17 protein-coding genes are annotated in these 25,015 nt (G+C 42.5%); 12 read left to right on the top strand and 5 right to left on the bottom strand.

Annotated features, from left to right (window positions below; genetic code table 11):
• Positions 1–23 precede the first annotated feature (23 nt).
• The 3 genes from H8B21_RS03250 to H8B21_RS03240 all read left to right on the top strand — a co-directional run bounded on the left by H8B21_RS03250 (position 24) and on the right by H8B21_RS03240 (position 5,473).
• Positions 24–2,036 carry a RagB/SusD family nutrient uptake outer membrane protein gene (locus tag H8B21_RS03250; protein ID WP_190312334.1) on the top strand — a complete coding sequence of 671 codons (2,013 nt, stop codon included), beginning with the start codon at positions 24–26 and terminating at the stop codon, positions 2,034–2,036.
• Between the two features lie 176 nt (positions 2,037–2,212).
• Entirely contained in the window at positions 2,213–3,853 is a 1,641-nt protein-coding gene (locus H8B21_RS03245; protein WP_190312333.1) for a polysaccharide lyase, read from the top strand.
• A gap of 3 nt (positions 3,854–3,856) precedes the next feature.
• Positions 3,857–5,473, top strand: coding sequence for a pectate lyase family protein (locus tag H8B21_RS03240; protein WP_190312332.1), 1,617 nt, complete (start codon positions 3,857–3,859; stop codon positions 5,471–5,473).
• An 84-nt stretch (positions 5,474–5,557) separates the two neighbouring features.
• On the opposite strand, the gene H8B21_RS03235 is transcribed toward H8B21_RS03240, so the two are convergent.
• Both H8B21_RS03235 and H8B21_RS03230 read right to left on the bottom strand, forming a co-directional pair.
• Entirely contained in the window at positions 5,558–6,880 is a 1,323-nt protein-coding gene (locus H8B21_RS03235) for an OmpA family protein (RefSeq protein ID WP_190312331.1), read from the bottom strand.
• A gap of 10 nt (positions 6,881–6,890) precedes the next feature.
• The gene (locus H8B21_RS03230) at positions 6,891–7,409 is read right to left on the bottom strand and encodes a hypothetical protein (RefSeq protein WP_190312330.1); all 519 of its coding nucleotides are present in this window, start codon (positions 7,407–7,409) and stop codon (positions 6,891–6,893) included.
• A gap of 211 nt (positions 7,410–7,620) precedes the next feature.
• Between H8B21_RS03230 and H8B21_RS03225 the strand changes: the two genes are divergently transcribed.
• Positions 7,621–8,316: a carboxypeptidase-like regulatory domain-containing protein gene (locus tag H8B21_RS03225; RefSeq protein ID WP_190312329.1), complete on the top strand. Its 696-nt coding sequence runs from the start codon at positions 7,621–7,623 to the stop codon at positions 8,314–8,316.
• 14 nt (positions 8,317–8,330) lie between these two features.
• Positions 8,331–9,122, top strand: coding sequence for a hypothetical protein (locus H8B21_RS03220; protein WP_190312328.1), 792 nt, complete (start codon positions 8,331–8,333; stop codon positions 9,120–9,122).
• A gap of 11 nt (positions 9,123–9,133) precedes the next feature.
• Here the strand turns inward: H8B21_RS03220 and H8B21_RS03215 are convergent, their stop codons facing one another.
• Complete coding sequence (locus tag H8B21_RS03215; protein WP_190312327.1) at positions 9,134–9,862, bottom strand: LytTR family transcriptional regulator DNA-binding domain-containing protein; 729 nt, start codon at positions 9,860–9,862, stop codon at positions 9,134–9,136.
• Between the two features lie 122 nt (positions 9,863–9,984).
• Here H8B21_RS03215 and H8B21_RS03210 point away from each other — a divergent pair, with 122 nt between their 5' ends.
• Positions 9,985–10,581 carry a Crp/Fnr family transcriptional regulator gene (locus tag H8B21_RS03210; protein ID WP_190312326.1) on the top strand — a complete coding sequence of 199 codons (597 nt, stop codon included), beginning with the start codon at positions 9,985–9,987 and terminating at the stop codon, positions 10,579–10,581.
• Here H8B21_RS03210 and H8B21_RS03205 read toward each other — a convergent pair.
• A complete protein-coding gene (locus tag H8B21_RS03205; protein ID WP_190312325.1) occupies positions 10,578–11,207 on the bottom strand; it encodes a response regulator in 630 nt (209 codons plus the stop codon). The genes H8B21_RS03210 and H8B21_RS03205 overlap by 4 nt on opposite strands.
• Positions 11,208–11,306: 99 nt before the next feature.
• On the bottom strand, positions 11,307–13,232 hold the full coding sequence (locus H8B21_RS03200) for a tetratricopeptide repeat protein (protein WP_190312324.1): 1,926 nt from the start codon (positions 13,230–13,232) through the stop codon (positions 11,307–11,309).
• Positions 13,233–13,461: 229 nt separating this feature from the next.
• Here H8B21_RS03200 and H8B21_RS03195 point away from each other — a divergent pair, with 229 nt between their 5' ends.
• The 6 genes from H8B21_RS03195 to H8B21_RS03170 all read left to right on the top strand — a co-directional run bounded on the left by H8B21_RS03195 (position 13,462) and on the right by H8B21_RS03170 (position 25,005).
• The gene (locus tag H8B21_RS03195; RefSeq protein ID WP_190312323.1) at positions 13,462–14,106 is read left to right on the top strand and encodes a hypothetical protein; all 645 of its coding nucleotides are present in this window, start codon (positions 13,462–13,464) and stop codon (positions 14,104–14,106) included.
• A 23-nt stretch (positions 14,107–14,129) separates the two neighbouring features.
• Positions 14,130–14,408: a Bor/Iss family lipoprotein gene (locus H8B21_RS03190; protein WP_190312322.1), complete on the top strand. Its 279-nt coding sequence runs from the start codon at positions 14,130–14,132 to the stop codon at positions 14,406–14,408.
• 751 nt (positions 14,409–15,159) lie between these two features.
• Complete coding sequence (locus H8B21_RS03185; RefSeq protein ID WP_190312321.1) at positions 15,160–17,625, top strand: T9SS C-terminal target domain-containing protein; 2,466 nt, start codon at positions 15,160–15,162, stop codon at positions 17,623–17,625.
• A 542-nt stretch (positions 17,626–18,167) separates the two neighbouring features.
• Positions 18,168–19,784, top strand: coding sequence for a DUF5123 domain-containing protein (locus H8B21_RS03180; RefSeq protein ID WP_190312320.1), 1,617 nt, complete (start codon positions 18,168–18,170; stop codon positions 19,782–19,784).
• A gap of 39 nt (positions 19,785–19,823) precedes the next feature.
• Positions 19,824–23,066, top strand: a complete 3,243-nt coding sequence (locus tag H8B21_RS03175) for a SusC/RagA family TonB-linked outer membrane protein (protein WP_223814806.1) — start codon at positions 19,824–19,826, stop codon at positions 23,064–23,066.
• Positions 23,067–23,079: 13 nt separating this feature from the next.
• A complete protein-coding gene (locus tag H8B21_RS03170) occupies positions 23,080–25,005 on the top strand; it encodes a RagB/SusD family nutrient uptake outer membrane protein (protein WP_190312319.1) in 1,926 nt (641 codons plus the stop codon).
• The last annotated feature ends 10 nt before the right edge of the window (positions 25,006–25,015 follow it).

Below are 25,015 nucleotides of genomic sequence, written 5' to 3'. Positions count from 1 at the left end.
AGTTGTACGAAAAAAATATCGAGATGAAAAAACATTCATGTATTAAAATATTCTTCGCTTTATTGTTACTCGGTACCGGTTGTAGCGATAAATTCTTAGAGGAGAAACGTGATTTGGGTGGAGTAAACGAAGATGTATTTAAAGATCCGGTATTAGGACAAGCATATATCGATTATGTATACGGCATGTTTTTGCCGGCTAACAATAGTACAGGTTTTATTGTTACCCAAACTGCTTCTGAAAATGGCTCGTATAACAATGTTTTTGCCCAGACTACAGATGAATTAGGAGGAGAGACGGACTTCAATAAGGAGTGGGGTAATATTTCCTATATCAATGATCATGTCAACAAGTATTTTGGTCAACGTATGGGAACTAGTGTAGGTAACAATACGTGGACTAGGATGAGACAGATTAATATGTTTTTGACCGAGGTTGATAAGTATGATATGGAGGAGGACGCCAAGAATAAATTAAAAGGACAGATGTTTTTTTGGCGTGCCTCGCAATATTTTGAATTGGTTAGACTATATGGCGGTGTGCCATTAGTGTTGGAAGCTCAAACCCCTTCCTTGGAAGAAATGGAGAATAATGCTGTACCCCGTAGTTCTACGTCTGCATGTATTGAGCAAATATGTGCTGATCTCGATATGGCCATGGAGTTATTACCCGGCAGGTGGGACGGTGCAGATTGGGGACGCATTACTAGTGGTGCCGCAGCTGCAGTGAAGGGACGTGTATTACTAACTTGGGCAAGTCCGCTATTTAACCCCAATGACGAAGAATCCAGATGGCAGGAAGCGTATGATGCTAACAAAGCAGCAAAGGAATTACTAGAACAAAACGGTTTCGGACTGTATACAACAGGAGGAGTGGAAAATGGGAAAGCTTGGGAAGCGATGTGGTTAGAAGAAGTAGGTAACCCGGAGGCCGTCATTGTTTATGGTTTTAATAATGTAGCAAAAGGGGGGAACTTTACCAAAAACAGTGGTTGGGAGCAGGCTATCCGGCCACGGGAAATCAATGGTGCGGGTTCTGTTTCTCCAACGCGGCAAATCGTGGAATCTTTCCCGATGAAAGACGGTAAACCAATTGGGGATCCAACCTCGGCTTATACCTACGATCCTAATAAGTTCTATAAAAACCGTGATCCTCGATTTTATAAATCGTTTGCGTACAATGGTTCTATTTGGCCTTATAGCGGAGAAGATAATTATAAATTATGGACTTACTCGTGGAAAAAACGCAGTGATGCAGCATATACACCTACAGAAACAAAAGGCGCAAATGCCAGTGGGATTTATGTACGCAAAGCTTCCAATTTGGGAGCGAACAATGCGATCAACAACTTTGAGGAAAGTGGAACCGATTTTATGGAATTCCGTTTTGCTGAGGTGGTCTTAAATTTAGCTGAGTGCGCTATAGGGATAAACCAGCTAAACGAGGGATTGGAAGGTATAAAGGCTATTCGGGAACGTGCAGGTATCGAAAATAACGACGGTTCATTTGGCCTGGCAGGTATTGCAGGCGACAGAAACAAACTTTTTAAAGCTATTTTAGACGAACGAAAAGTAGAGTTTGCTTACGAAGGAAAACGTTTCAACGATCTAAGACGTTGGATGTTGTTTGATAATTCGACAGGTATGAACAGCCGTTTAGGTATCCCGGAACTTAATGGTACACGTCGAACTGGCTACAGAATTACAATTAAAGATGGAGCGAGCGAGTACTTCGGAGAGGAAGACCCATTATTAGGTGGCGAAGCACCCGTTATCAATAGGGATGCTACAGATTATCCAGATGGTGTTGAAACGTATGAGCAATATGTGGACTATCTTTATGATAATTATTTCGTTGTTCACGAACGGGATGATATGGACCGTACGGACTTATCGCCGAATTGGACATTTAAATGGTATCCGCAATATTATTATTTCGGCCTACACGAAAATATCATGAGCGTGTCCCCATACCTCGAACAAACCAAAGGTTGGGACGGGTTAAACGGTGCCGGAACATTCGATCCGTTGCAATAATAAAAAACAATAAAACAAAACGGGCAGCTTATAAAGTTGCCCGTTTTGTTTTTGATAATATCTTACAATCTCTCGTGAAGATAATATAAACAAACGGTGTAATATATCCCTAGCTTTGATGTAGCTGATATCAATTTTGGGTTATATGCCTGGATATTATCATTAAACTTATGTATATGTACAAAATACTATCATCATTACTTGTGGCTATTTTTACGGTAGCCGCTATACAAACTGCAAAAGCACAGTACCCTAAGATTCCGGCTGACGTGAGACAAGCTTCGGAGGAGTTGATGGATAAAGCCAGACGACAGTCTGATATCGCTTGGGGAAAAGCTCTTCCCATTATTGAAGAATATGCAAAACAAGGAAAACCATATATTCCTTGGGCAGCGCGTCCTACGGATCTACCGCAAGCAGAAATTGCAGCATTCCCTGGTGCTGAAGGCGGAGGAAAGTACGCTTTTGGAGGCCGCGGAGGTAAAGTATATGTCGTAACCAGTCTAGAAGATAATGGGCCGGGGACGTTGAGAGAAGCTTGTGAGCAGGGAGGCCCGCGTATCATTGTCTTCAATGTTGCTGGTATCATTAGGATAAAAACGCCTTTAATCATTCGGGCTCCTTATATCACGATTGCCGGTCAATCAGCTCCTGGCGACGGTGTTGTTGTGGCAGGAGAGTCTGTTTGGATCGATACCCACGATGTCGTTATCCGGCACATGCGTTTTCGTAGAGGGGAAACTTATGTAGGGCGGAGAGACGATGCTATTGGAGGTAATCCTGTAGGAAATATTATGATTGATCATGTATCAGCCAGTTGGGGATTAGACGAAAACATGTCGATGTATCGGCACATGTACAACGATAGTACAGGCGGGCAGGAAAAGAAATTAGGTACTGTAAATATTACGATTCAAAACTCTATTTTCTCGGAAGCTTTAGATACTTGGAACCATGCATTTGGAAGCACATTAGGTGGCGAAAATTGTACGTTTATGCGTAACCTCTGGGCAAATAATGCCGCACGGAACCCTTCTATCGGATGGAATGGCATATTTAATTTTGCGAATAATGTGATCTATAACTGGGTACACCGTGCTATCGATGGTGGCGATTATACCGCGCAATATAACATCATCAACAATTATTTCAAACCCGGACCAGCCACACCAGAAGATGCACCAATACGTTACCGCTTATTAAAACCCGAAACCGGGCGTAGTAAGCTAGATTATAAAGTATTTGGACGGGCTTATGTGCATGGTAATATCGTGGCAGATAACCCGAAAGTAACAGCAGACAACTGGGCAGGAGGCGTACAATTTTACGAAGGAGATGGGAGCTTAGCTACGGGAGAAAGCTATACAAATTATATGCTGAAATCCAAAGTAAACAAACCCCTGCCGACGGCAGAAATGCATATTATGCCGGCTGAGAAAGCTTATGAACATGTGTTGACGAATGCAGGAGCGACTTTGCCTAGACGTGACCCCGTAGATCAGCGTATTATAAAAGAAGTGCGCGACGGAAAACCGACTCCGTTGAAAAATGTGACCTTGCCTGAGAAAGATTTTGAACATAGGAGATTACCGAAAGATTCTTACAAAGTAGGTATCATCACCGATATTTCTCAAGTAGGTGGTTATCCGGAATATAAAGGGAAACCTTATAAGGATTCGGATAATGATGGTATTCCGGACGACGTAGAAGTGAAGATGGGATTGGATCCGAAAAATCCGAATGATGCAGCAGAAATCACCGAGTCAGGATATGCTAATATCGAGATTTATTTAAATGAATTAGCTTCAAAAGGATAAAGGATGAATATCAAATCGTGTATACCTGGGTTGTTATTGTTTCTCCCGTTTCTGTCGTTCGCGCAATATCCGGTCATTCCTGATTCATTGCAGAACATGGCGGATGCACGCGAGAAAGCAGAAGAACAAAGGCTCGAGAAAGCTTGGGAAGCGGCAAAGGCTGTCATGGAACAAGAAGGTAAACCCTATATTCCCTGGGCAGCTAAACCAGAAGACTTGCCTCAGGCAGATATACTCGCTTTCCCGGGTGCTGAGGGTGGAGGAGCATACACACCAGGTGGCAGAGGTGGTCGCATATTCGTCGTGACCAGTTTGGCGGACAGCGGGCCGGGTACATTGCGCGAAGCTTGTGAAGCAGGCGGTGCACGGATTGTCGTGTTTAATGTCGCGGGTATTATCAAGTTAGAGAAGCCCATTACTATCCAGGCACCCTATATCACGATCGCCGGACAAACAGCGCCGGGCGATGGCGTTTGTGTAGCAGGTGAATCCTTTTTGATTGATACGCACGATGTCATCATACGGTTTATGCGTTTCCGCAGAGGAGCAACAGAGGTGACCAGACGGGATGACGCTTTGGGCGGAAATGGTGTCGGAAATATTATCCTCGATCACGTTTCGGCCAGTTGGGGATTAGACGAAAATATGTCGATGTATCGGCATGTGTATGATAGGGGTGGGAAAGATTTAAAATTACCTACAGTAAATATTACCATTCAAAACTCTATATTTTCGGAAGCATTGGATACGTACAATCATGCCTTCGGAAGTACAATAGGTGGTTTGAACAGTACGTTTATGCGTAATTTATGGGCATCTAATATCAGTCGTAATCCTTCCATCGGTATGTATGGCGACTTTGGGTTTGTCAATAATGTAGTCTGGAATTGGTGGAACCGAAGTGCGGATGGGGGAGACCATCGTTCTGAATTTAATTTTATCAATAATTATTATAAGCCGGGACCTATTACGCCTAAAGATGAGGCTATATCTTATCGTATTTTGAAACCGGAATCCGGTAGAGACAAGGAAAATGCGAACACATTTGGTAAAGCCTATGTCCACGGAAATGTGGTGGAAGGGAACGATAAAGTAACGAAAGATAATTGGGATGGCGGTGTGCAGCCGGCAGTCGATGGTGATCCTACTCCTTACTTAGCGAAAATCAAGGTGGACAAGCCGCTTCCGTTATCGCATTTTGGAAAGATATTATCCGCACATGAGACGTACGATTATGTCTTGAAAAACGTGGGCGCTACGCTTCCAAAGCGTGATGCGGTGGATGAACGTATCGTAAAGCAGGTGAAAACGGGCAAAGTGTTCTACATAGAACCCAAAGAACCCATACAGCAATCGCCCTATGTAAAACGACGGTTGCCGATGGATTCTTATAAACAGGGTATTATTACGGATGTCAATCAAGTTGGTGGTTATCCCGAATATATAGGAACACCTTATAAAGACGCTGACAGCGATGGCATTCCGGACGATGTGGAAGTAAAGATGGGGTTAGATCCTAATAACGCTGCTGATGCTGCAAAGATAAGTGAAAATGGATATGCACATATAGAAAATTACTTGAACAGTGTAGTTCCAGAAAAGACTGTTAAGCCTTTATAACCCCTTTAAAGGCACTCTTTTATTAGTTTAGTTAGTTTGGTAGGCTGTTGCGATTACGCAGCAGCCTTTTTCAATGAGTGCCTGTTACAGTTTTACGAATTCGACGCGTCTATTTTGGGCTCTCCCTACTTCCGAGACGTTGGCAGAAACGGGAGCCGATTCACCTTTTCCTAATGTCTCTAATTGATCTGCAGAGATGCCATACAAGGTCACTAGTATCTCTTTGACAGCAGCCGCCCTTTGTTCGCTTAACGTCAGATTTTTCTTATCATCGCCGACATTATCCGTATGTCCCACGATCTGCAGGCGTAGTGTCTGATCCTGTAGCAGCAGATCGGCAACGGATTTTATAACACCAAACGACTCCGGTTTTATGCGTGAAGCTCCTGTATCGAATAGTATCCCGGTCGTTGTAAATGAACCGTTTTGAAGAAGCCGTTGGCTAGGTGGCACCAAACCTTTAGCTATTTTGATATTATTAATATAAATGCCGATCTGTTCATCCTTGTAAGGACTGCTCGCTAATTTGAAAAACAATTGGTTAAATACTCCATTTTTCGCTATTCCTTTTGGGACATCATACAGCTTCTCTCCATCAATCCATATACGCAAACGTTCTTTTTGAACTTGCATAGCCACGTGGGCTATTCGTCCATACCATTCTTTTACCTTATTGTCCGTTTTTGCTGCGCTATTGAAATATCGAGTATACTTTTCATAGGAGTCCAAGCTGTACGTTCCAGAATTAGATTGTGGAGAAATGGCCATATAGAAAGATTTATCGCCGTTTTGATCGTTCAATAGTTTGTTTGCTGTAGGAAGCTGCTCACCTGACGCTAATAAACCAAACTGGAACTCGGGGACGACCCATCCTTGAAAATCGATATCCAATACCATATCAAATTCTACGCTAAAATCTTGGCTAAAACTATGTTCATTACTAGTTAAAACGACGCTTCGTTGTGCCATGCGTAGCCATTTTCCCTCGATGTTATTTAAATTTACAATAACGGAACTACCGTTGCTATTCCATCCTAAAGGCAATTCTCCAATGGGTTCTTCTGAAAAGTTCGTTGCATATATTATAGAATCGCCGGGGACGAAGTCGTATTTACTGAAATACTGGAGGGTGTTGATATTTTGAGGTTCAGTGACATTGTCCATCGACTTGTTCTGTTGTTGTGTTGCCGTTGTCTCCTGTCCGTTGGAAGAAACCGATTCTATAGCTTTGTCGATTCCTTTCGATACGGCTTTGTCTGTTTCGTTGAGTATTTTATTCACCGCCGTGTTCTCTGCTTTGCTTTTTACTTTTTTCAGAATTCCTTGGGCATAGAGTGGACTAACGACACATATCATGTGTATCGCAACAACTAGAAGAATTCTCGTCCATACCAGTGTGTTTTTCATCTGGGGTATATTATTTAAGTTTAAAAGTTATCCCAACGTTCAATATTCCCGCACCATAACCTATCTCTGCGAAGGCACCGACTTTTTCGGTAAACCAGTATCTAGAACCAATATGCCCTCCCCATAAGAAACCTCCGGCAGAAGCAGAAATAGGAGCATCATCTGTCCCATTCCATTTAACGGAAGCGATGTTATAACCGAGCATGATTCCGCCATATGGATCGAACTTCGTTGAATTTACTTTCAGGTGGTATGACCCTTTGGCAGCGGCCAATATATGGGTGTATTTCCAATTACCGTAACCGCCAAAAGATTCTTTTTTAGTTGAAAATGCTGCGTAAGCACCTACGCTGATTCGATCAGAAATAGCCTGTTCATAACTTAACCCTATAGGAATACCAAAGCCACCCCCGATTCCTACACCTAGATTAAGCATCTTGTCACCTTTTTGGAAAGACTGTGCGGGAGAGGTTGTCGCATACAAAATGTACATTAATGTAATAAATGCAATGTTTTTAATCTTCGTCATGATTTGTTTTAAGTTTTGTTAAGCAAAATTAGACGAAGAGAAAGATCAAATTTTACGTGGTACTACGGAATACCAAAAAATCCGTATAGCTGTAGTGTCTCTATTCTAGTGTATTAGGTGGATAGGATGCCGTTCCGTAGCATTACTGATTCTGTTTAATACCGGGTTAGTACGATAGAGGGGACATCTTTTGATCGGTAATTTTGCTGACATGAAAAGGTATATTTTAAGTATAATTCTATTGAACTTCGCCTGCTCGCACAATACGGATATAGATAGATCCGGCAGGGTAAGTGGGAGAGTGCAAGACCAGCGTGGCTCACCACTGGTGGACGTAACCATTCTGGTGGATAATAGCATTTTTTTTAATAGCTATCTATCAACAAAAACGGATAGGCAAGGACAGTATACCCTGGCCGTGCCAACCGGCTCTTGGTATGCTTTCGCCCAGCTGAGCAAAATTTATCATGATCGTCAATATAAGCTATATCTACATCCCGATAATTTTGCTGGTTTCGGTGGAGAAGGAGCCGTGCGTAACTTTACTTGGAAGCTGGCGGGGGAAAGGCTCGAGCCTCTTCCCGGTTACTACGGCGGGTTAATTACTGTAGTTAATTTTCCCGGAGTATATCTGGAAAGTGAAGAAATTGTGTTTCGGTTTGTGCCGGAGGGGGAGTTGATAGACGGCTCGCCGGGGGAGATGCTGATACGGAAAGCGCTGGATGGGCATCAAATTCAAGATATACCTATCGGACGATATACACTAACAGCACATTACGGAGGCAAGCAGTTAAAACTGAGACCTTGGAACAGCAATGAAGCATTTCAGGAGTCGTTGACTTTCGATTTCGAACCTCAGATTGCCGGACAATGTGATAACTGTTTTATGGTAGAATATAATCAATAGCTATGTATAACTGGATGAATAGCCTTCTATTTTTCTCTTCTTTATTTATTTTGCTGTCCTGTAAGGGCGATACAGAAGAGACAGAACCTTTTCCCGGAACCGACGACGACTATAAAATCGTGATCGAAACATCAAGAGAACAGTCTGGAATAGGAGAAAGCGACGCCTATCCTTTAGGGCAACCCTTGAAGTTGCCGGAAGGCATACGTCTCGTGCAACGGAGATATCACAAGTTTGACCCTGATATCAGCAAGCTATATGCGCATACCAACTTTTTCTATGTTGATGTTAACTTAGTAAACGACCGTATGCCCGGCACACCACCGGTGATTGTTGAGTTTCCTGCCGGTTTAGTAGTCGTTAGTATGGATCACGATAAGCAAAACGGAATAAGCATAGAAAAGTTCCTCGTCCCGGTACCGCCTACCGAGCGGATCGGTAGTGGAAGAGATACCACTACCATTTATATCGGTATGGCATGCTTGAACGAAAAACGCTCCATGCCTTGGTACGATAATGAAGCAGAGGAACAACGTTATCCTATTTCACGCAATAACTTTCAGGATTTTCTGGTAACCAATGATAAAAACCTGTTACAGTTTATCGATATCGTCAAAGAGCATCCGAAATTGAGGGTAACCCGGCACTGGGACCCCGTGGAAGCCCATGAACCGGATTATGTTACGCCGGAATGGATGAGAATCCATAGTAGAATTCAAGGATTGATATGGCAGATTACCGATGGCCATGGTATCCGGCAAGGTGAAATTGCAGCATTGAAACAGGAACTGATAGCGTATAAGTGATGTGCGATAATCTAATACATCAAATCTTTGATGACCGGAAGATAGTTTCGACTGACGTTCAGCTCGACATTGTTGGGTAGCGTGATGAACGTTTTGTGAATGTCCTTGTATAGTTCCTTTAGATGATCTAGATTCACGACGTATGATCGATGGATGCGTAAAAATTGTTGGGGGTCAAGTCTTTGCATAAATTGGCCTATTCCCTGCGTACTTAAAAAAGATTCGTTGTGCAGGGTATAGATCCAGGTATAATCTTTGTCCGCTTTTAAATGCGTGATTTCGGAAACAGGAAGACAGGTCAGACGATTTCCCTTTTCTACTAGAATACGTCGTGGATATAAGGTTGATTTTTTATCAGATGGATTCCCCACCACGTTATTCTTACACCACAGTTTTTGTAAGGATGCCTGAAGACGTTTGGTGGTAAAAGGCTTCGGTAGATAGTCCACCGCATCGTATTCGAAAGCTTTAGCTGCATCGGTGGTACACTCGGAAGTCAAGACTACGGCGGGCGAATGTTCTGTTCTGTCCAATACCTCAAATCCGTTGATGCCGGGCAGTCTTACGTTAAGGAATACGACATCTGGCTGTAGCGCGTCGATGTACCGTAAAGCTTCCGGACCATTGCCGGCCTCCCAGAAAATAGCGGGATAATGGCTATGTTTCACGTCCGCAATGAGTTGTTTACGAAAGAAACAATCCCGGTCTACAATAAGTAAAGTTTGTTTTCTCATTTCCATCGTTATCAAATTTCTCCAAAAATAGATAGGAGCATAGTGAATTTGAACTGACAAATGTCAGAAAATGAAGTTGCTGTAATTTTTGTTATCTTCGTGTTCATACAATTTGGCAGAGAATCAATATGCTTTTGAGACACCATTTTGAACACGTATGCGCTTTTGCGGAGGCGTATGACATTCACTTCATTCCAGATGAGTTTGATATTATACGAACATATACCAAGCGTGAAGTTTTACCTGCATATACCGTACTGATGGAACAAGGGAAGAAGGTGGATAAATTGTATTTTCTCAATCGGGGGATTGCAAGATTATACCGCGTTCATAACGATGTGGATCATACCTTGGGTATTGTTTCCGGGAATTATTTCTTATCTACGCCATTATATCTGCAAAGTGGTGAGATTTCTACCTGTTCCTTAGAATCATTGAGTGAGATCGATGTATTGATCTGGGAAAAGGAAAGTGCGCTCCACTTAAAAAAACATATTCCAAAGATGGAAGCCATGGATCTGGCTGTAATGGATACGCTGCTTAGATGGTTGCAGGACATCCAGATCAATTCTATCTGTATGACGGCCGAAGAACGCTATATCCATTTGATGGAAACCCAACCCCTTGTTATTCAGCAAGTGCCGTTAAAGTATATTGCGTCTTTTTTGGCAATACATCAGGACAGTTTAAGCCGGATTCGTAAACACCTGGTACATCGGAGTTAAACAAGGCCACGGAGGTAAGCCTCTTTAACAAGTCCTGCCGTCGTTTTTATATTAAGCTTTTGATTGAGACTGTGCCGATGTGACTCTACCGTACGGACACTAAGGAAAAGTTTGTCGGCAATTTCTTGATTGGAATACTCATTCGCTATCAAAGCGAGAATCTCGAGTTCCCTGTTTGTTAACTTAACGTAGGCCGTTGCTTTTCTTCCATGAATAGATTGTTGGAGGATATTTTGTTCAATTTGCCTATCGATGTACTGTTCTCCTGCTGCGACAGTTTCGATAGCTTGCAGGAGAGGCTCTTTTTCTGTGCCCTTAAGTAAGTACCCCATTGCACCGTTTCTCATCATTTTTCGGACATATACGACGTCGTCATGGTTAGTTAGTGCAATAACGGCAAGCTTCGGATATAAAATAAGTAGCTTTTTACAAAGATCAATGCCGTTTGTATCAGGTAGCTCAATATCCAATAGGAGCACATCCGGTAGCTGTTCACTTAATTTTTGTAATAAATCGACACCGTCTTGAACGGTGAATAGGACTTGACATGCCGGTTCATTTTGTAGCATTTTTAGAAGCCCATTGATGATCAAGGAATGATCGTCTACTATTCCAATAGTTATCATATATGCTGAAGTTATTTTCTTGTACAAAAGAAGAGATAATTGGGGCGGTATTTTACCGTACTAGTACGTAAAAAGCCTTATAGTATGAAATACGTTTTTTTAGAGACTGGCTGTCATGTTGTCCAAACACTTATTCGTAGGGCAGTCGATTTCTATAAATACAGAAGTTCCCTTTCCTGCGCAAGATCGAATATCGAGGTTACCTTGCAATGATTTTATCCGGGTATTCAAATTGTGAAAACCGATTCCGTTGGCCCAAATAGGTTCAGTGTCGAATCCTTTTCCGTTATCTTCAATTGTAATCAGTAAGCGTCCTTGTTCTTCTATGAGTTGTACTATTCCTTCAGTAGCCTGTGCGTGTTTCAAGATATTGGTCACACATTCCTGGATAACGCGATATATGGTTAACTGCGAGGGTTTATCCAATTCTGGAAGTTCTCCTATGACGTAGCAATGCAATTGAAAGTCCGGCTTATTTATTCTTTGGCAAAATGATTGAATGGCATAACCAAGCCCTTCCTTGAGAATCATTTCCGGAGCAAGGTTGTGTGAGATATTCCGTATTTCGCGCACAGCTATTTCTATCAGTTGACTTACATCTTTGAACGTCTTCCGCGAGTCACTATGTTCAGTCATCGCGTTGATTTGCAGCCTTGCTGCCGATAAAATACTGGCTACGCCGTCGTGCAGTTCCTTCGCTGTTCGTCCCCGTTCCCTTTCCTCACCTACTAATTGTGCTTCTATTAACTTCTTTTGCAATTCCGTTGACTGGGCCTTTCGTTTTTGCAGGTTTAACAGCCTTAGGACGAGTAATCCAGACACCAATATAAGTATAGAGAAGATATAGATAATAAACCACTTATTCCGACGATCGAGTTCTGCGGCCTGCTCTACGATTTTGAGGTCCCGTTCGGCAATTTGTTTTCTGTTTTGCACCGTTTCATACCGTACTTCAAGTTCTTGTATTGTTTTTTGTGTTTCTTGGCTCTGTAGCGAATCTTTTAGTTGTGTATGTTTTTGGTGAAAATCCAACGCCTGTTTATAGTCCCCGAGTGCTTCGTTGATGTCGGCACCATCTTTATATAAATCGACAAGCTGCGGTGTTGCCAGTTCCGTTGCTGCTAGTTTAAGTGCTTTTTCGAAATATTCCTTTGCTGCTTGTACGTTCCCCATTTCTTTAAATACCCGCGACATTCCCGATAGTGTATAAACTTCATTGCCGGGCATAGACTTCGGCGTTATGGCCAAGGCTTTAGCAAATGTTTCCAGTGCTAGCGGATAAAACTGCTGCATACGGTATACGTCGGCAAGATTGTTCAATGCTTTAATTTCCATCTGTAGGTCACCATAAGAACGCCCTATCGATAAATACTGTTTCCCATGACGTACAGCGTCAGTCAGTTTTCCTGCCATGGCTTCCGCAACCATGACATTTACCAAACTGTTGCCCATGGATATGGTGTCCTTTAACTGCCGGGCTATTTCATAAGACTGCCATGCATATTGTAAACCTTTATCCAGGTCATGGAGGTCCAGAAACAGAGAGCTTAAATTGTTGAGATATTTTCTTCTATCGGACAAGTCTTTGCGTGCCGGATTTTTGATTTCGTTGGAAATTTCCAATGCATTGATTAAGTTTTTGGCGGCTTCTTTCAATTGCCCCTGAGCCTGATGTTGTAAAGCAATATTATTGTATGCCGCTGCCGCTTTCGGTCGGTTATTTAAGCGTAAGCTTATGGTCAAGGCGAGTTGTGCATATTCCATAGCCTCCTCAAATCGCACTTGGTCATATAGAAATACACTGTAATTGCCGGCGAATAGTAGTTTGCCGGATTCAGCGTTTAGTTGTTCGGCAAGATCACCGGCCTGTCTGAAATAATATTCCGCAGAATCCAACAGCCTTTCCTTATGTTTTTGTTTCGCTACTTCTACTAAATGAGAAATCCGAGTAGTGTCTTGCTTCTCTATGAAAGAAGAAGTTTCGGAAGGCAGGACGACAAAAAGAAATAAACAAAATGTGTACATAGATAATCTAGTAATATTCTTTATTGAGCTGAAATATAGGTAGTTTAATTTTTCTACGCATTTCTTTCTACTAAAGTTGTTATTGATCGACGAAGTGCATCAGCGAGCGACTAAGATACAATGGAATTTTGATGCAGGACATCCGTACCAGTACGGAAAATTTGCTAATACGCTTTACTACAGTTCTTTTCAGGTTGATATCCGCTTAGTTTCGCAAAAAATAAATATTATGAAGAAAATTGTATTAATTCTTATGTCAGGTTTGTTGTTGTTGATATTGTTATCATGCAAGCGCGACGAACATCAGGAACTGGAGAAACCAACGTTTCCCTTTATGAAAGTGGGTAATCAATGGAACTATAGGATGATAACCGAAGCCGGTGAGGCAGAAATCAGTTATAAGGTTGTTGATAAAACGCAAGAAAACTATTTCAAGGTACTGTTGAATTTTGTGGGTTCAGAACTACCAGCGATGGATCATTTTTGGTATGCCGATCAACAGACCTTTACGATGACAACGGATTGGCCAGACAGTAACCTGAAATTTACGATGTTAAAGAGAGATGCCAAGGTTGGGGACAGTTGGGAATATTTTATTCCAGCACCTTTGGATCCAGAGGATGACGATCTTTCGGGAACGATCACCTATAAGGTAGTAGAGGCAAGCACCACTATACAGGCTATTGGAAAGACATTTACGGATGTTTACAAAGTACGGCAGACGGCTTCGTCTCATCCACAATTCTATGCAGACTATTTCATCAGCCATTCTTCGGGAATTATAAAAATGGAAGGAATGGGATATCTACGGATAGACGACGAAGAGATCGTTTATTTCCCACTGGAATGGCGATTAAAATCGAAGAACTTTTAATATAGAATTTTTTTATCAATCCAATGAAAATCGAGTTGCTTTACATGCTGTGTTTACTGGGACTAATAGTCAGCAATAAAAACACGTATCCTCCGATAGATCAGAAAAAGATAATTTTAAGCCACTACGCTATATACGGATTGCTACCTGTATCAAAAACCTATACAGATGCGGTGGTGATAGGGCCAGAAAGCGATTGTTTTAAAACTGGTCGAACGTTTACTAATGGTTTGTTATCTGCAGTGACATTAAGTATGTACGCTCCAAACGAGGAATTTGTAATCAGTGATGAACTTCTTTAAGAATTTTAAAGGCCATTTATTGATACGCGCGATACAAGGAACGGTGTTAACTGGTTCGCTCACCTTGACCTTTATAAGCGCAGTGGAAATATACCATACTTTACATATTAATCGAGGAAGCCTCAATTCTTACGGAATGGGCTTTCTCGTTGGAAATATTCTTTTATTTCTTCTTTCGGCGTTGCTAGGATACAAGTTGGGAAAGTCTATGCACGATAGATACTGATCAGGCCCAGAGAAACGAAAGACTTAGTTGGGTCGTTGATAAAGCTATTTGGTTAAAATGTAAACCTCTTCTCTCAGAAAGTAATGCTTTCGTGTTCAATAGTGTAGCTGTTTGCCGAAAAGATGAAGTTGTTTTTGTAAAACATGAAGCTGATTTTCAACAACTGTTTTTACATAACCTATCCTAAAAAGCAGCCTTAACGGCATCAAAAATCGTGATTTTTACCTGTAAAGGAGCTCAAATAGCGTCTGTAAAGGTTTAAAAACGCGCCAGAAAGTTTTTTGGGATACCCCGAAAATTGGCGCGTTTTTAAACCTTTTGTCTGTTTTTGTGCTCCCTCTTTTCCTTAGTAACCAGTTTATTAATTCGGTAAGATGTTAGAAAAACGCGTAAAAATGATATAATAAACAATATACGAAGCCTCCTAGATTTGAATAAATTTGTAAGTAGCTGATTCAACAGACGCCTTCCTTACTGTATTTATTTTACCGTTTTTTACAGAGTTTAACCATAATCAGGTTCAAGATGAAAAGATATTTACTATTAATTTCATGCCTTATAACGTCGTTGGCAGTTTTTGCCCAACAAAAGCCAGTGGTGAAAGTCGATCTTAATGAAAGCAACCGCCGGGTTGCTGAAACGAACGAAAGCGGTTATTCTTCCTGGCAGATAAAAGCCGGTACTTCCGACAGTTTCACCGAAGGCAATATAAAAATTACCTTTGTAAAAGTGGGGTCAAATAAGGGCGAACTTGCTTCTGAATGGTACAAAACAGGTATGGGTTCCCCTCATTTCGCTTATTTGGTTTCCGACGGGATAGCGCTGAAAGATGGAGACGCAGCAGGAAAAATGGAGATGCGTATTAGCGGATTGCCGGAAGGTGAGAACACCTTGCTAACATATCACAATATTCCCCATAGCGACGGTAATAGGTACAGTCCTATCGTAATTTCGCACAACGGTAAAAAACAAACGGTGCAGCCTAGCGTAAGGGCGCTCAAAACGGCGGATGCGGTAACAGCCTATACCTATTTAAACGTGAAACAAGGCGGGGATGCTGTTGTTGTATTTGAAGCGGCAGACCAAAGGGCTTCCGTTATTAGAAATTTGGCGATCAATGCTTTTGAAATCAATACACCTAATGCTGCAAAGCAGGCCCAGTCACCTTCACCAGGTAATGCCGATGAGCATGTAGAGCTACAAGACAAAGAATTTACCTTAACTTGGGAAGCAGCTCCCGGTGCCACAAGACATGAAGTTTATTTTGGTTTGGATTCGGCTGCAGTTGCGGATGCCACACCTAGCTCTTCGGAATTTAAGGGACAACAAAGCGCATCCGAATACACAGCCGCAGATCTTTACAGTATGGATACGTATTACTGGCGGGTAGACGAAATTACCAACGGCGGTAAAACGAAAGGTAATGTTTGGTATTTTAAGCCTGCACAATTGGCGTTTCCAGAAGCGGAAGGATACGGACGCTACGCACGAGGTGGGCGTGGCGGAATCGTCGTGGAAGTAACGAATTTAAACGATAGCGGACCGGGAAGTCTGCGTGAAGCTGTGGAGAACCATACCGGTCCCCGGACGATTGTCTTTGCTGTTTCGGGTATTATTAATCTAAAATCTCGCTTGGTCGCGAACCAGCCTTATGTGACTATAGCTGGACAAACAGCACCTGGAAAAGGAATCTGTATTGCAGGGGCTCCTTTTGGATTTACCGGAGATGATGTGGTCGCGCAATACCTGCGCGTCCGTTTGGGTGCTGGAAAAACGGCGGACGGTATGGGGTTAACGGGAGCGAATTATAGTATTGTCGACCATTGTTCTATCAGTTGGACGATAGATGAAGCTTTCAGTTCTCGTGGAGCAAAAAATATTACGCTACAACGTACGCTAATCTCAGAGGCGTTGAATACAGCCGGCCACAGCAAATATGAAAAGGGTAAAATGCATGGCTATGCTGCCAGCATTGGTGGAGATATAGGAAGCTTCCATCACAATCTATTGGCACATTGCTACGGCAGAAACTGGAGTCTGGCTGGTGGCCTGAATGGTGATGGGTTTTATAGCGGCAAACTGGATCTTCGTAATAATGTTGTATATAACTGGGGTGGTCGCGCGACAGACGGCGGTGCGCAGGAAGTCAACTTTGTAAATAATTATTATAAACCAGGGGCAGGAACGACCCAATTCTTTGCTTTCATTGGCGATCATGAAAATGTCGGAAAGGGAATGCAACGATGCTATTTTGCCGGTAATGTGATGCCTGGGCATTTTGATGAACAAAACCAGGAAGAGGGTAGAAAAGCAAGGTATAGCAATGGCGATTCCGAAAAATACGAAACGTTTGTCGATGAGCCGTTTTTCGATTCGAAAGTAACGACCCATAGTGCACGGCTGGCTTATAAACTGGTGCTGTCTGATGTGGGCAATAACCAACCAGGGCTGGATGAACACGATCAACGTATTATTCAGGAAACGATCGATAGCACCTATTCAGCAACCGGGAGCATATCCGGCAAACCGGGTTTCCCCGATCATCAAGATGATGTAGGCGGTTATGATGATTACCCCCAAGTAAAACGTGCTGCCCATTGGGATAGTGATCACGACGGACTACCGGATTTGTGGGAACTCCATCGTGGATTAAATCCGAATTCTCCGAAAGGTGATTTTTCAGATACGAATCTGGATACTAATCGCGATGGTTACACGGAATTGGATTATTATCTGCAATGGATGTCCAAAGCGCACTTTAGCGCGGTGGCAGGGGAATCCTTAGAAATAGATCTTAAAGAGTTGGCCAAAGGATTTACGCAAAATCCGATATTCAAAGCAGGTAATGCCGAGAACGGCACTGTATCGTTGAAAAGCGGAATAGCTGTTTTCAAGCCGTCAGCCGCTGGCGTAGGTTCATTTGAGTTTACAGTTACGGATGCAGAAGGTGATAGCATGACACGTCAGGTTAATATTCTTAGTGGAACATAGAAATTTGTAGCGTTTCTTCTTTGCACTCGTTCAAGACCAGTCTCTTTTTTAGCGCTTTTCAACGTTAGCTTTGATATCCAAATCATAATTGTAACATATGTGTGGCAGTTATGCTAATATCTTATAGTAATAGGGTAATGGGATACAATATTAAAATATTAATTATTGTCAATTTTGTTACAACGACTAGCGATTATATATTAGTTACAACATGTTTCTATTTAATTCTTGTTTAGTGAAGAGGGTGAACAATGAAATTATAGATGTTTTTTTTTAATACTGACTGATCGGAAAAAAAATAACTGAAATATCGTAGATGTTGCAAAAACGCAAGATACTGTAGTGTATCTTATGTACAATATTAACAGGCAAGTATAATGAGGGGTATTGGTTGAACCATTTTTTATCAACTGACTAGCAAATTTACCAATCGTCTAAAATAACGTTAATGTAGTTTTCTGCTATAGTGGCATAAACCAAAATGGTAGATGAAATTTATTATGGAATAAACAATAATTTAATTAATAACAAAACCTAAAGACATGAGATTTAAGTACTTTATGGGTAGTGCATTTTCACTGGGTAAATTGGGCATTTTCTTTTTGTTAATTGCCTCTATTTATGCGTGTGATAAGGATACGGCACAAGGTCCGCCAACGAGTTTGACACGACTCGATGGGGCCATTCGGCTTGTACATTTGGATACTGCCGTTAGATTAAGCTGGAATAAGGCATTGACGGCGTGGGAAGGAGAACACAAACCCGATATCCGCTATGAAATCGAAGTTTCGTCAGATCCGACGTTTGCGGACCAGACACAAGAGGTCTATACTACGCAGCTAGATTCGGCCTTTATCCATCTGAATGCAAATCAATTAACTCACTTTGAAGATTATTACGCCCGGATACGTGCTGTCGCCGGACAAAATGAGGCTCGATCAAATTGGTTACAATCCGAGGTATTCCATATTCTGGACAAGGTACGGGAAATCAATATTTTCCGGTCCGTCAAAAACCATGAATTGATCGATAGAGGAGTGATATTGCGGTGGGAAAAAAACGATGACATCACATCTGTCGTTCTATCGGCCGAAGGGATAGCTGATCAGCCGTTTGTGATTACCGGCGATAACAAGACCAACGCGAGTAAACAGATTGAAGGATTAACGCCGGATCAAGAATACACAGCGCAACTTTTTGCTGGTGAAAAGAGTATGGGAGTGATAACCTTCAAAACAAAATTAGGAGTAGATAATCCTAGTTTTATAAACCTTAGACAAATTTCCGGTAATCCAGCGGCATTGAGAGAGGCTTTAGAAAGTGCCGCAGATGGAGCAACTATTGTCTTAAAAAGAGGTGAGGTTTATACCTTTACAGAGACTTTTTTGTTTGACAAATCAGTGAAAATTATTAGTGAACCCGGATTTACAGCTCCAGCACATATTCAGATAAGTTCGTCGTTAAATATTAAAGCGGGTGTTGAGATAGGTTCCATTGTTTTTGAAGACGTTAAGCTGACAAGTAATATCAATGGAGGGTATGTCTTTAATATTCAGGTGAATGGTAAAATTGCTGAAATCATCTTTGAGAATTGTCTTATCTCAGATCACCGTGGGGTAGTTCGCGTTCGGGCTGCGGATGACAATACTTCTTCTTCTTTGGAGGTTGGAAATTACAAAATAAATAACTGCATCGTTCAGAATATTGGGGATTTTGGTGTTTCTTGTGTGAGTAGGCTTAATACTAACTTACGTAATGTATCTATAACCAATAGTACAATCAACAATGCGAACAGGGTGATTTATGTTTCTGTTAACAAAAGGTCGAATCACGATGATTCTTTCACAATTGCTAATGTAACAATTTATAATTCAGGCGCCGGACGGTTTTATGATTTGAATAATGACGGTCTGTTTACAAATGGCCTGACAGTAAATAATAGTATATATGGTTCTTCGGCCGCTAATAATTCTCGTGGAAAGGTATCCATCAACATAAATAATTCTTTCATGACCTCCGATGTTACAGGAACTGCTATCGCCGGTCTAATGTCAGCAGGTAAGTCCTCTGCTCAAGTATTTGCGGATCCTAGTAGCGGAGATTTTACTATTAAGGAAGCTGAACTTTATAACGTTGGCGATCCGCGTTGGAGACCATAATTGGAGAAGAGATGAATGGAAACGAAACCGATTTTTAAAATGAATAAACTTAAAATGAAATATATGAAGAGTCGTGCTGAGTTGCCTGTTGCATTTCTGCAAGGGGTACGAAAGATCATTGTAGCTTCGTTGCTTATGATTCCCATAGCAAGCTTTGCTTCAACGGAAAAAAAACTATTTACGTTAAACGAACTCGATGCATTTATTAACGTCACGGGTAAAGTGGTAGATCAGGAGGGGAACCCAGTGGTTGGTGCTACCGTGTTGGTGAAAGGAACGAAATCGGGTGTGACAACCGATGAAAACGGTACGTTCAGAATCAACCTGCCCGAAAGGAATACGACAATCGTAGTGAGTTACATTGGGTATCAAGTGCGAGAGATTAATGTTGCAGGGATGACTAGTATCACTGTCGAGTTACAACCCAGTGACGCGATTGATGAAGTCATTGTAACGGGCTATGGGACGCAAAAGCGTTCAGAGATTGTAGGTTCGGTAGAGACGGTAACAGGCGAGGAATTAATGGATATTCCTGCGCCGAATATAGCGGGAGCTTTACGAAATAGAGTTGCCGGTGTGGGGGTGAGCCAGGAATCCGGACGACCAGGATCCCGCATTTCCCTAAATATCCGGGGAGCAACGACAAGTGACGCCGGTGGTAGCATCGGATCGACATCGGAACCGCTGTATATAATAGATGGTATCACGGTAAGTGCAGATGACTTTGATGCTTTGGATGCTTCCATGGTAGAAAATATAACCTTCTTGAAAGATGCCTCTGCAGCTATATACGGTGCTGCCGGAGCAAAAGGAGTTGTATTGGTGACAACGAAGCGCGGAAAGCAAGGTAAGCCAAGTATATCCTACAATGGCTATGTGGGTGTTACCGATGCAGCCCGGCGCCCCGACATGCTGTCATCCTACGAGCTGGCAGAGTATCTTAATGAGGGATTTCGGATGAATAACAGACCGGAAAGTGACTTGTTTTCAGATGATGATCTAGCATATCTGAAAGGGTTGGATACGAAGAGTTGGTATGATCAGCTATGGCAGGCGTCGTTGATGCAGCGGCATAATTTGAGCATATCCGGAGGCGGAGAACGGGTGACGTTCTTCGTGGGTGGCGGTTTTCAGAATGAAAATGGAAATTATGCTGGCATGAAAGAGAACAAGTATACAATGCGCAGTGGTCTAAGTGCGAAAATTCTAGAAGGGTTAACGGCAGACGTCAATTTCAATATAGACCATCGGATACGGGAAAGCCAAAACAGCTTAGGATTGGGTACGGACAATACCTTTTTCACACAGGTAGTCTCCAGACCGGACTGGGTTCCGATGGAAATCGACGGGATGCCTGTAAATTTTAATTGGGGTAATTCAGAAAATCCATTGGCACTGATTCGCTCTGGTTATAATCATAAGCAGAAAAGCCAAGCATACCGTATCAATGCAAGCTTGACGTATCAGCCTACCTTTTTAAAGGGTTTTACGGCGAAACTACAGGTCTCTCAAGGTGGTGGAAACGGCAGAAGTAACGAATATCAACCATCTTATAGACGATATAATTTTCTACCTATGGGAAATAATGGACAGCTTTATTCGACAACATTGAATCCAGACAATCCGGAAGTATGGGGACGGGCACCTGAAAGCGCTACCCTGTCATCAAGCTTGAGTCGTGACAACAGCTACCAGGGGTTTGTTACGCTAAATTATGCTGGAACATTTGCTGGTCACAGTGTAGATGTTGTGGTTGGTGGGGAGCAAACGGTGTCGGACAATGAAAATATGGGGTTGCGGTGGACAGATCAGTTGCTGCCAGGTTTTGAAGATCATTGGGCATTTGACGTGAACCGTATGCAATTAACCTCAAGATCCATTGGGGAGAATACCAAGCGATCTTTTTTTGGGCGGGTAAATTATGATTTTAACAAAAAATATTTACTGCAGTTTGTGTCTCGCCTAGATGCTTCGTCTAATTTTGCCCGGGGCGACCGTTGGGGGCTATCCCCCAGTATCGGTGCGGGATGGATTATCAGTGAAGAAAACTTCTTCAAGGACAATGTGTCGTTTGTGAACCATTTGAAGTTCAAGGTAAATTATGGGATTACAGGAGATGATCGGGTAGATGAACGTTTATGGCAGGAGAGATATGTAGTGAGTTTGAATGGTGGTTATTTGTTCGGTGACGATGACAACAATTACGGCATTGGCGTAAATCCAAGCAAATACCCCAACTTAAATATTACCTGGGAAAAGAAACGAACATTTAACTTTGGCATAGAATCCACGATGTGGGATAATAAATTAAATCTGGGTATAGAGTTTTTCCAAAACAAGGTGTTTGATGGGTTTGATAAGGGAGCGGAGAATATGAATCCGCTTTACGCAGGTCTGATTGCACCGGTGGTTAATTACCGGGAGGCCTATAACTGGGGTTCTGAGTTTACTGTGGGTTACCGCACGCGGATCGGGACGGATTGGAGCTTGAATACGGGTATCAACTTTGGTTGGGGAAATTCCGTTGTTTCCCGCATAATTTATCCAATGGGTGATCTGTTGACAAAAGACCGTACCGATGGCAAGTGGATGGGAACGAAGTTAGGAGTAGACCCACGCACATACACCAGCAGTAACATCGGCTACCGAACGCAGGGCATGTTCCGTACACAGGAGCAGATCGATGCCTTTTTAGTTGAAAACCCCAACTATACCATCAATGGGCAAATACCGCAACCGGGCTGGCTGATCTACGAGGATACCAACGGTGACGGTGTGATCAATCACTTTGACCAAGATCTCTTATTTGATAAGATTACGCCAATTTTCTCTTCGGGTATCAACATTGCTGTAGGGTATAAGGATTTTAATCTGAGTACCAATATCAATGCGCGCTTCGGAGGAAAATTGTTTTACGATGGCAGGGCGCGGACAAAGGCAGGAGTGAGCACGAATGTACCGTCTTTTTGGAAAGATCGTTGGACACCGGAAGATCCGATGAGTGGAAAGTATCCGCGGAATGATGATCCGTATATCAATGCCAATTCCGATTTCTGGGCAGTAAACGGAACGACGATCCGGATCAATAACATGACGCTGAGCTATAAGGTTCCCGGAGGTCTTGCCACACGGTTAGGTTTGGGAGGGGCAAGAGTGCTATTAACCGGTAATAACCTGTGGACATTGGTCAATCCGTTCAGTTATAAAGATCCGTATACCTCGAGTGTTTACGATTATCCAACAGTGAGGACGATTTCCATTGGTTTGAGTGCTAACTTATAATAATAGAAGAGTGATGAAAAAAAATATATATACCCGTTTCAGAAGAGGATTATTGATTTGCCTGTCATCGGCTATGTTATCCTCCTGCTTTAACAACGACGATTTTTTTATCCTGCCTGATAGGGGCGGGATGGATGCCGCGATATGGAGTACCGAAGGCGCTGTCGATATGCACCTAAATGCAACCTATCAGTTGATTATTCCGAGATTCCCCTGGCAGACAGTGCCAGATAGGTTTGATATCCATCTAGTGAGCGATGAACATTTCTTTGCTTCCGATGGCCGATACGGAGCGCAGGCTTTGGGTATTTATGGTGCTCCTTTGAATAATCATGATGTGCGTTATGTAGGGAATAAGTACACAACCAATTATCTGGACAACCGCTATATGGATATTGCCCGTTGTAACAATGCGATTAAATATATACCGGAGGGGACGATCGAGGAAGACAAAAAGAGGGAGTTCCTGGGCCAATATCATGCCATGCGGGCAATGGTATATCTCGAGTTGGTGAAAGTATACGGTGGTGTAACATTGGTGTTGGAACCGCAGGATCCGGATAATATACAAGCACGGGGCAGGGCAAGTGCAAAAAAATGTTTCGATGTTATCATAGATGATTTGACAAAGGCGATGGAATATTTAGATGGTGTTCAATGGGAAAGTGATGATTTGGGCAGAATTACATACGCGGCGGCTGCGGCGTTAAAAGCGAAAGCGCTATTATATTGGGCAAGCCCACAATTTAACCCACTAAATGATCCTAAACATCCGTATGACCAGTCGCGTTGGCAAGCAGCCTTGCAGGCCAATAAGGAAGCGTATGATATTTGTGTTACTGCAGGACACGGCTTATTACCTGAATACGGTAAGATTTTTCAAACAAAGGGAGCTGCTAATACCGAAGCGATTATATTTAGGCCATACTCTGCTACACGGGAAAATAGGGGCCATGATGAAGAACGCAAGTCCCGCCCCAGGTCCGAGAACGGAAACCCTCACAATGCTTACCGTGCCACGTTGAAATTATTACAATCTTATCCGATGAAAGATGGTAATCGTATTGATGAACCGGGCAATTATACGTATGATGATGTGCTGTTCTGGAAAGATAGAGATCCGCGTTTTGAAGCAACGCTGGCATACAATGGAAGTCACTGGCCGCTGAGTGGTAATAACAATAGAAGACAATGGAACTATGTAGGGGCAAGCAATAGCGGTGCACTAGAGAGTTCTAATTGGGCGGTATATAATAAGAAATTCACAACACCTGGGTTGGCTTACGGATCTGTACCGTATTCCAATAATTTTGGAGGAAGCGGCATGAATTGGATCGAGATGCGCTTTGCTGAAGTCATGCTGAATTTAGCGGATTGCGCCAACGAGATGGGCGATATGGGCTTGGCCAAAACAATGGTACGCGAAATCCGGCAACGGGCCGGTGTCGAACAAGGAGGCAATGATTATGGGTTGGGTAGAATTGCAAGTATCCAAGAAATGCGGGATTTGTTGATCAACGAGCGTATGATAGAATTTGCTTTTGAAAATAAACGAACCTCTGATCTGCGCAGGACAAGAAGATGGCATCTGTTGTCTGGTGAATTGTTGGAGACCATACAGATTGAGTTGGAATATGACCGTTTAGCACCGAAACCTGAAGACGAACGGACAAAGGCAATTAATATATTGGAAACTATTGATCCAGGGACAAACCGTCCGTTTAGAGATGGGCTCGACATCAACAATCGGGAGGTATACTTAAAGTATTTTAGACCTTATACGATTTTACCGCAAGGTAATGGCTTTAGGACAATGGATATCCCCGAGTACCATTATTTTTATACCTTTCACAACGATTATGTGTATAGAGGGGTAGATATTGATCCGACGATCGGATGGGAAGGCGGAACGTTTGACCCATTGGATGATAGCAATTAGTAAATTAAGT

The organism is Sphingobacterium chuzhouense (assembly GCF_014692525.1).
In the GTDB taxonomy this organism is placed as follows: domain Bacteria; phylum Bacteroidota; class Bacteroidia; order Sphingobacteriales; family Sphingobacteriaceae; genus Sphingobacterium; species Sphingobacterium chuzhouense.
This window is presented reverse-complemented; position numbering and strand designations above follow the sequence as displayed.

What these genes read in the sequence shown, in the direction of transcription:
- H8B21_RS03250 (WP_190312334.1), top strand. Translation starts at nt 24, where the DNA reads ATGAAAAAACATTCATGTATTAAAATATTCTTCGCTTTATTGTTACTC.
- H8B21_RS03245 (WP_190312333.1), top strand. Translation starts at nt 2,213, where the DNA reads ATGTACAAAATACTATCATCATTACTTGTGGCTATTTTTACGGTAGCC.
- H8B21_RS03240 (WP_190312332.1), top strand. Translation starts at nt 3,857, where the DNA reads ATGAATATCAAATCGTGTATACCTGGGTTGTTATTGTTTCTCCCGTTT.
- H8B21_RS03235 (WP_190312331.1), bottom strand. Translation starts at nt 6,880, where the DNA reads ATGAAAAACACACTGGTATGGACGAGAATTCTTCTAGTTGTTGCGATA.
- H8B21_RS03230 (WP_190312330.1), bottom strand. Translation starts at nt 7,409, where the DNA reads ATGACGAAGATTAAAAACATTGCATTTATTACATTAATGTACATTTTG.
- H8B21_RS03225 (WP_190312329.1), top strand. Translation starts at nt 7,621, where the DNA reads ATGAAAAGGTATATTTTAAGTATAATTCTATTGAACTTCGCCTGCTCG.
- H8B21_RS03220 (WP_190312328.1), top strand. Translation starts at nt 8,331, where the DNA reads ATGAATAGCCTTCTATTTTTCTCTTCTTTATTTATTTTGCTGTCCTGT.
- H8B21_RS03215 (WP_190312327.1), bottom strand. Translation starts at nt 9,862, where the DNA reads ATGGAAATGAGAAAACAAACTTTACTTATTGTAGACCGGGATTGTTTC.
- H8B21_RS03210 (WP_190312326.1), top strand. Translation starts at nt 9,985, where the DNA reads ATGCTTTTGAGACACCATTTTGAACACGTATGCGCTTTTGCGGAGGCG.
- H8B21_RS03205 (WP_190312325.1), bottom strand. Translation starts at nt 11,207, where the DNA reads ATGATAACTATTGGAATAGTAGACGATCATTCCTTGATCATCAATGGG.
- H8B21_RS03200 (WP_190312324.1), bottom strand. Translation starts at nt 13,232, where the DNA reads ATGTACACATTTTGTTTATTTCTTTTTGTCGTCCTGCCTTCCGAAACT.
- H8B21_RS03195 (WP_190312323.1), top strand. Translation starts at nt 13,462, where the DNA reads ATGAAGAAAATTGTATTAATTCTTATGTCAGGTTTGTTGTTGTTGATA.
- H8B21_RS03190 (WP_190312322.1), top strand. Translation starts at nt 14,130, where the DNA reads ATGAAAATCGAGTTGCTTTACATGCTGTGTTTACTGGGACTAATAGTC.
- H8B21_RS03185 (WP_190312321.1), top strand. Translation starts at nt 15,160, where the DNA reads ATGAAAAGATATTTACTATTAATTTCATGCCTTATAACGTCGTTGGCA.
- H8B21_RS03180 (WP_190312320.1), top strand. Translation starts at nt 18,168, where the DNA reads ATGAGATTTAAGTACTTTATGGGTAGTGCATTTTCACTGGGTAAATTG.
- H8B21_RS03175 (WP_223814806.1), top strand. Translation starts at nt 19,824, where the DNA reads ATGAATAAACTTAAAATGAAATATATGAAGAGTCGTGCTGAGTTGCCT.
- H8B21_RS03170 (WP_190312319.1), top strand. Translation starts at nt 23,080, where the DNA reads ATGAAAAAAAATATATATACCCGTTTCAGAAGAGGATTATTGATTTGC.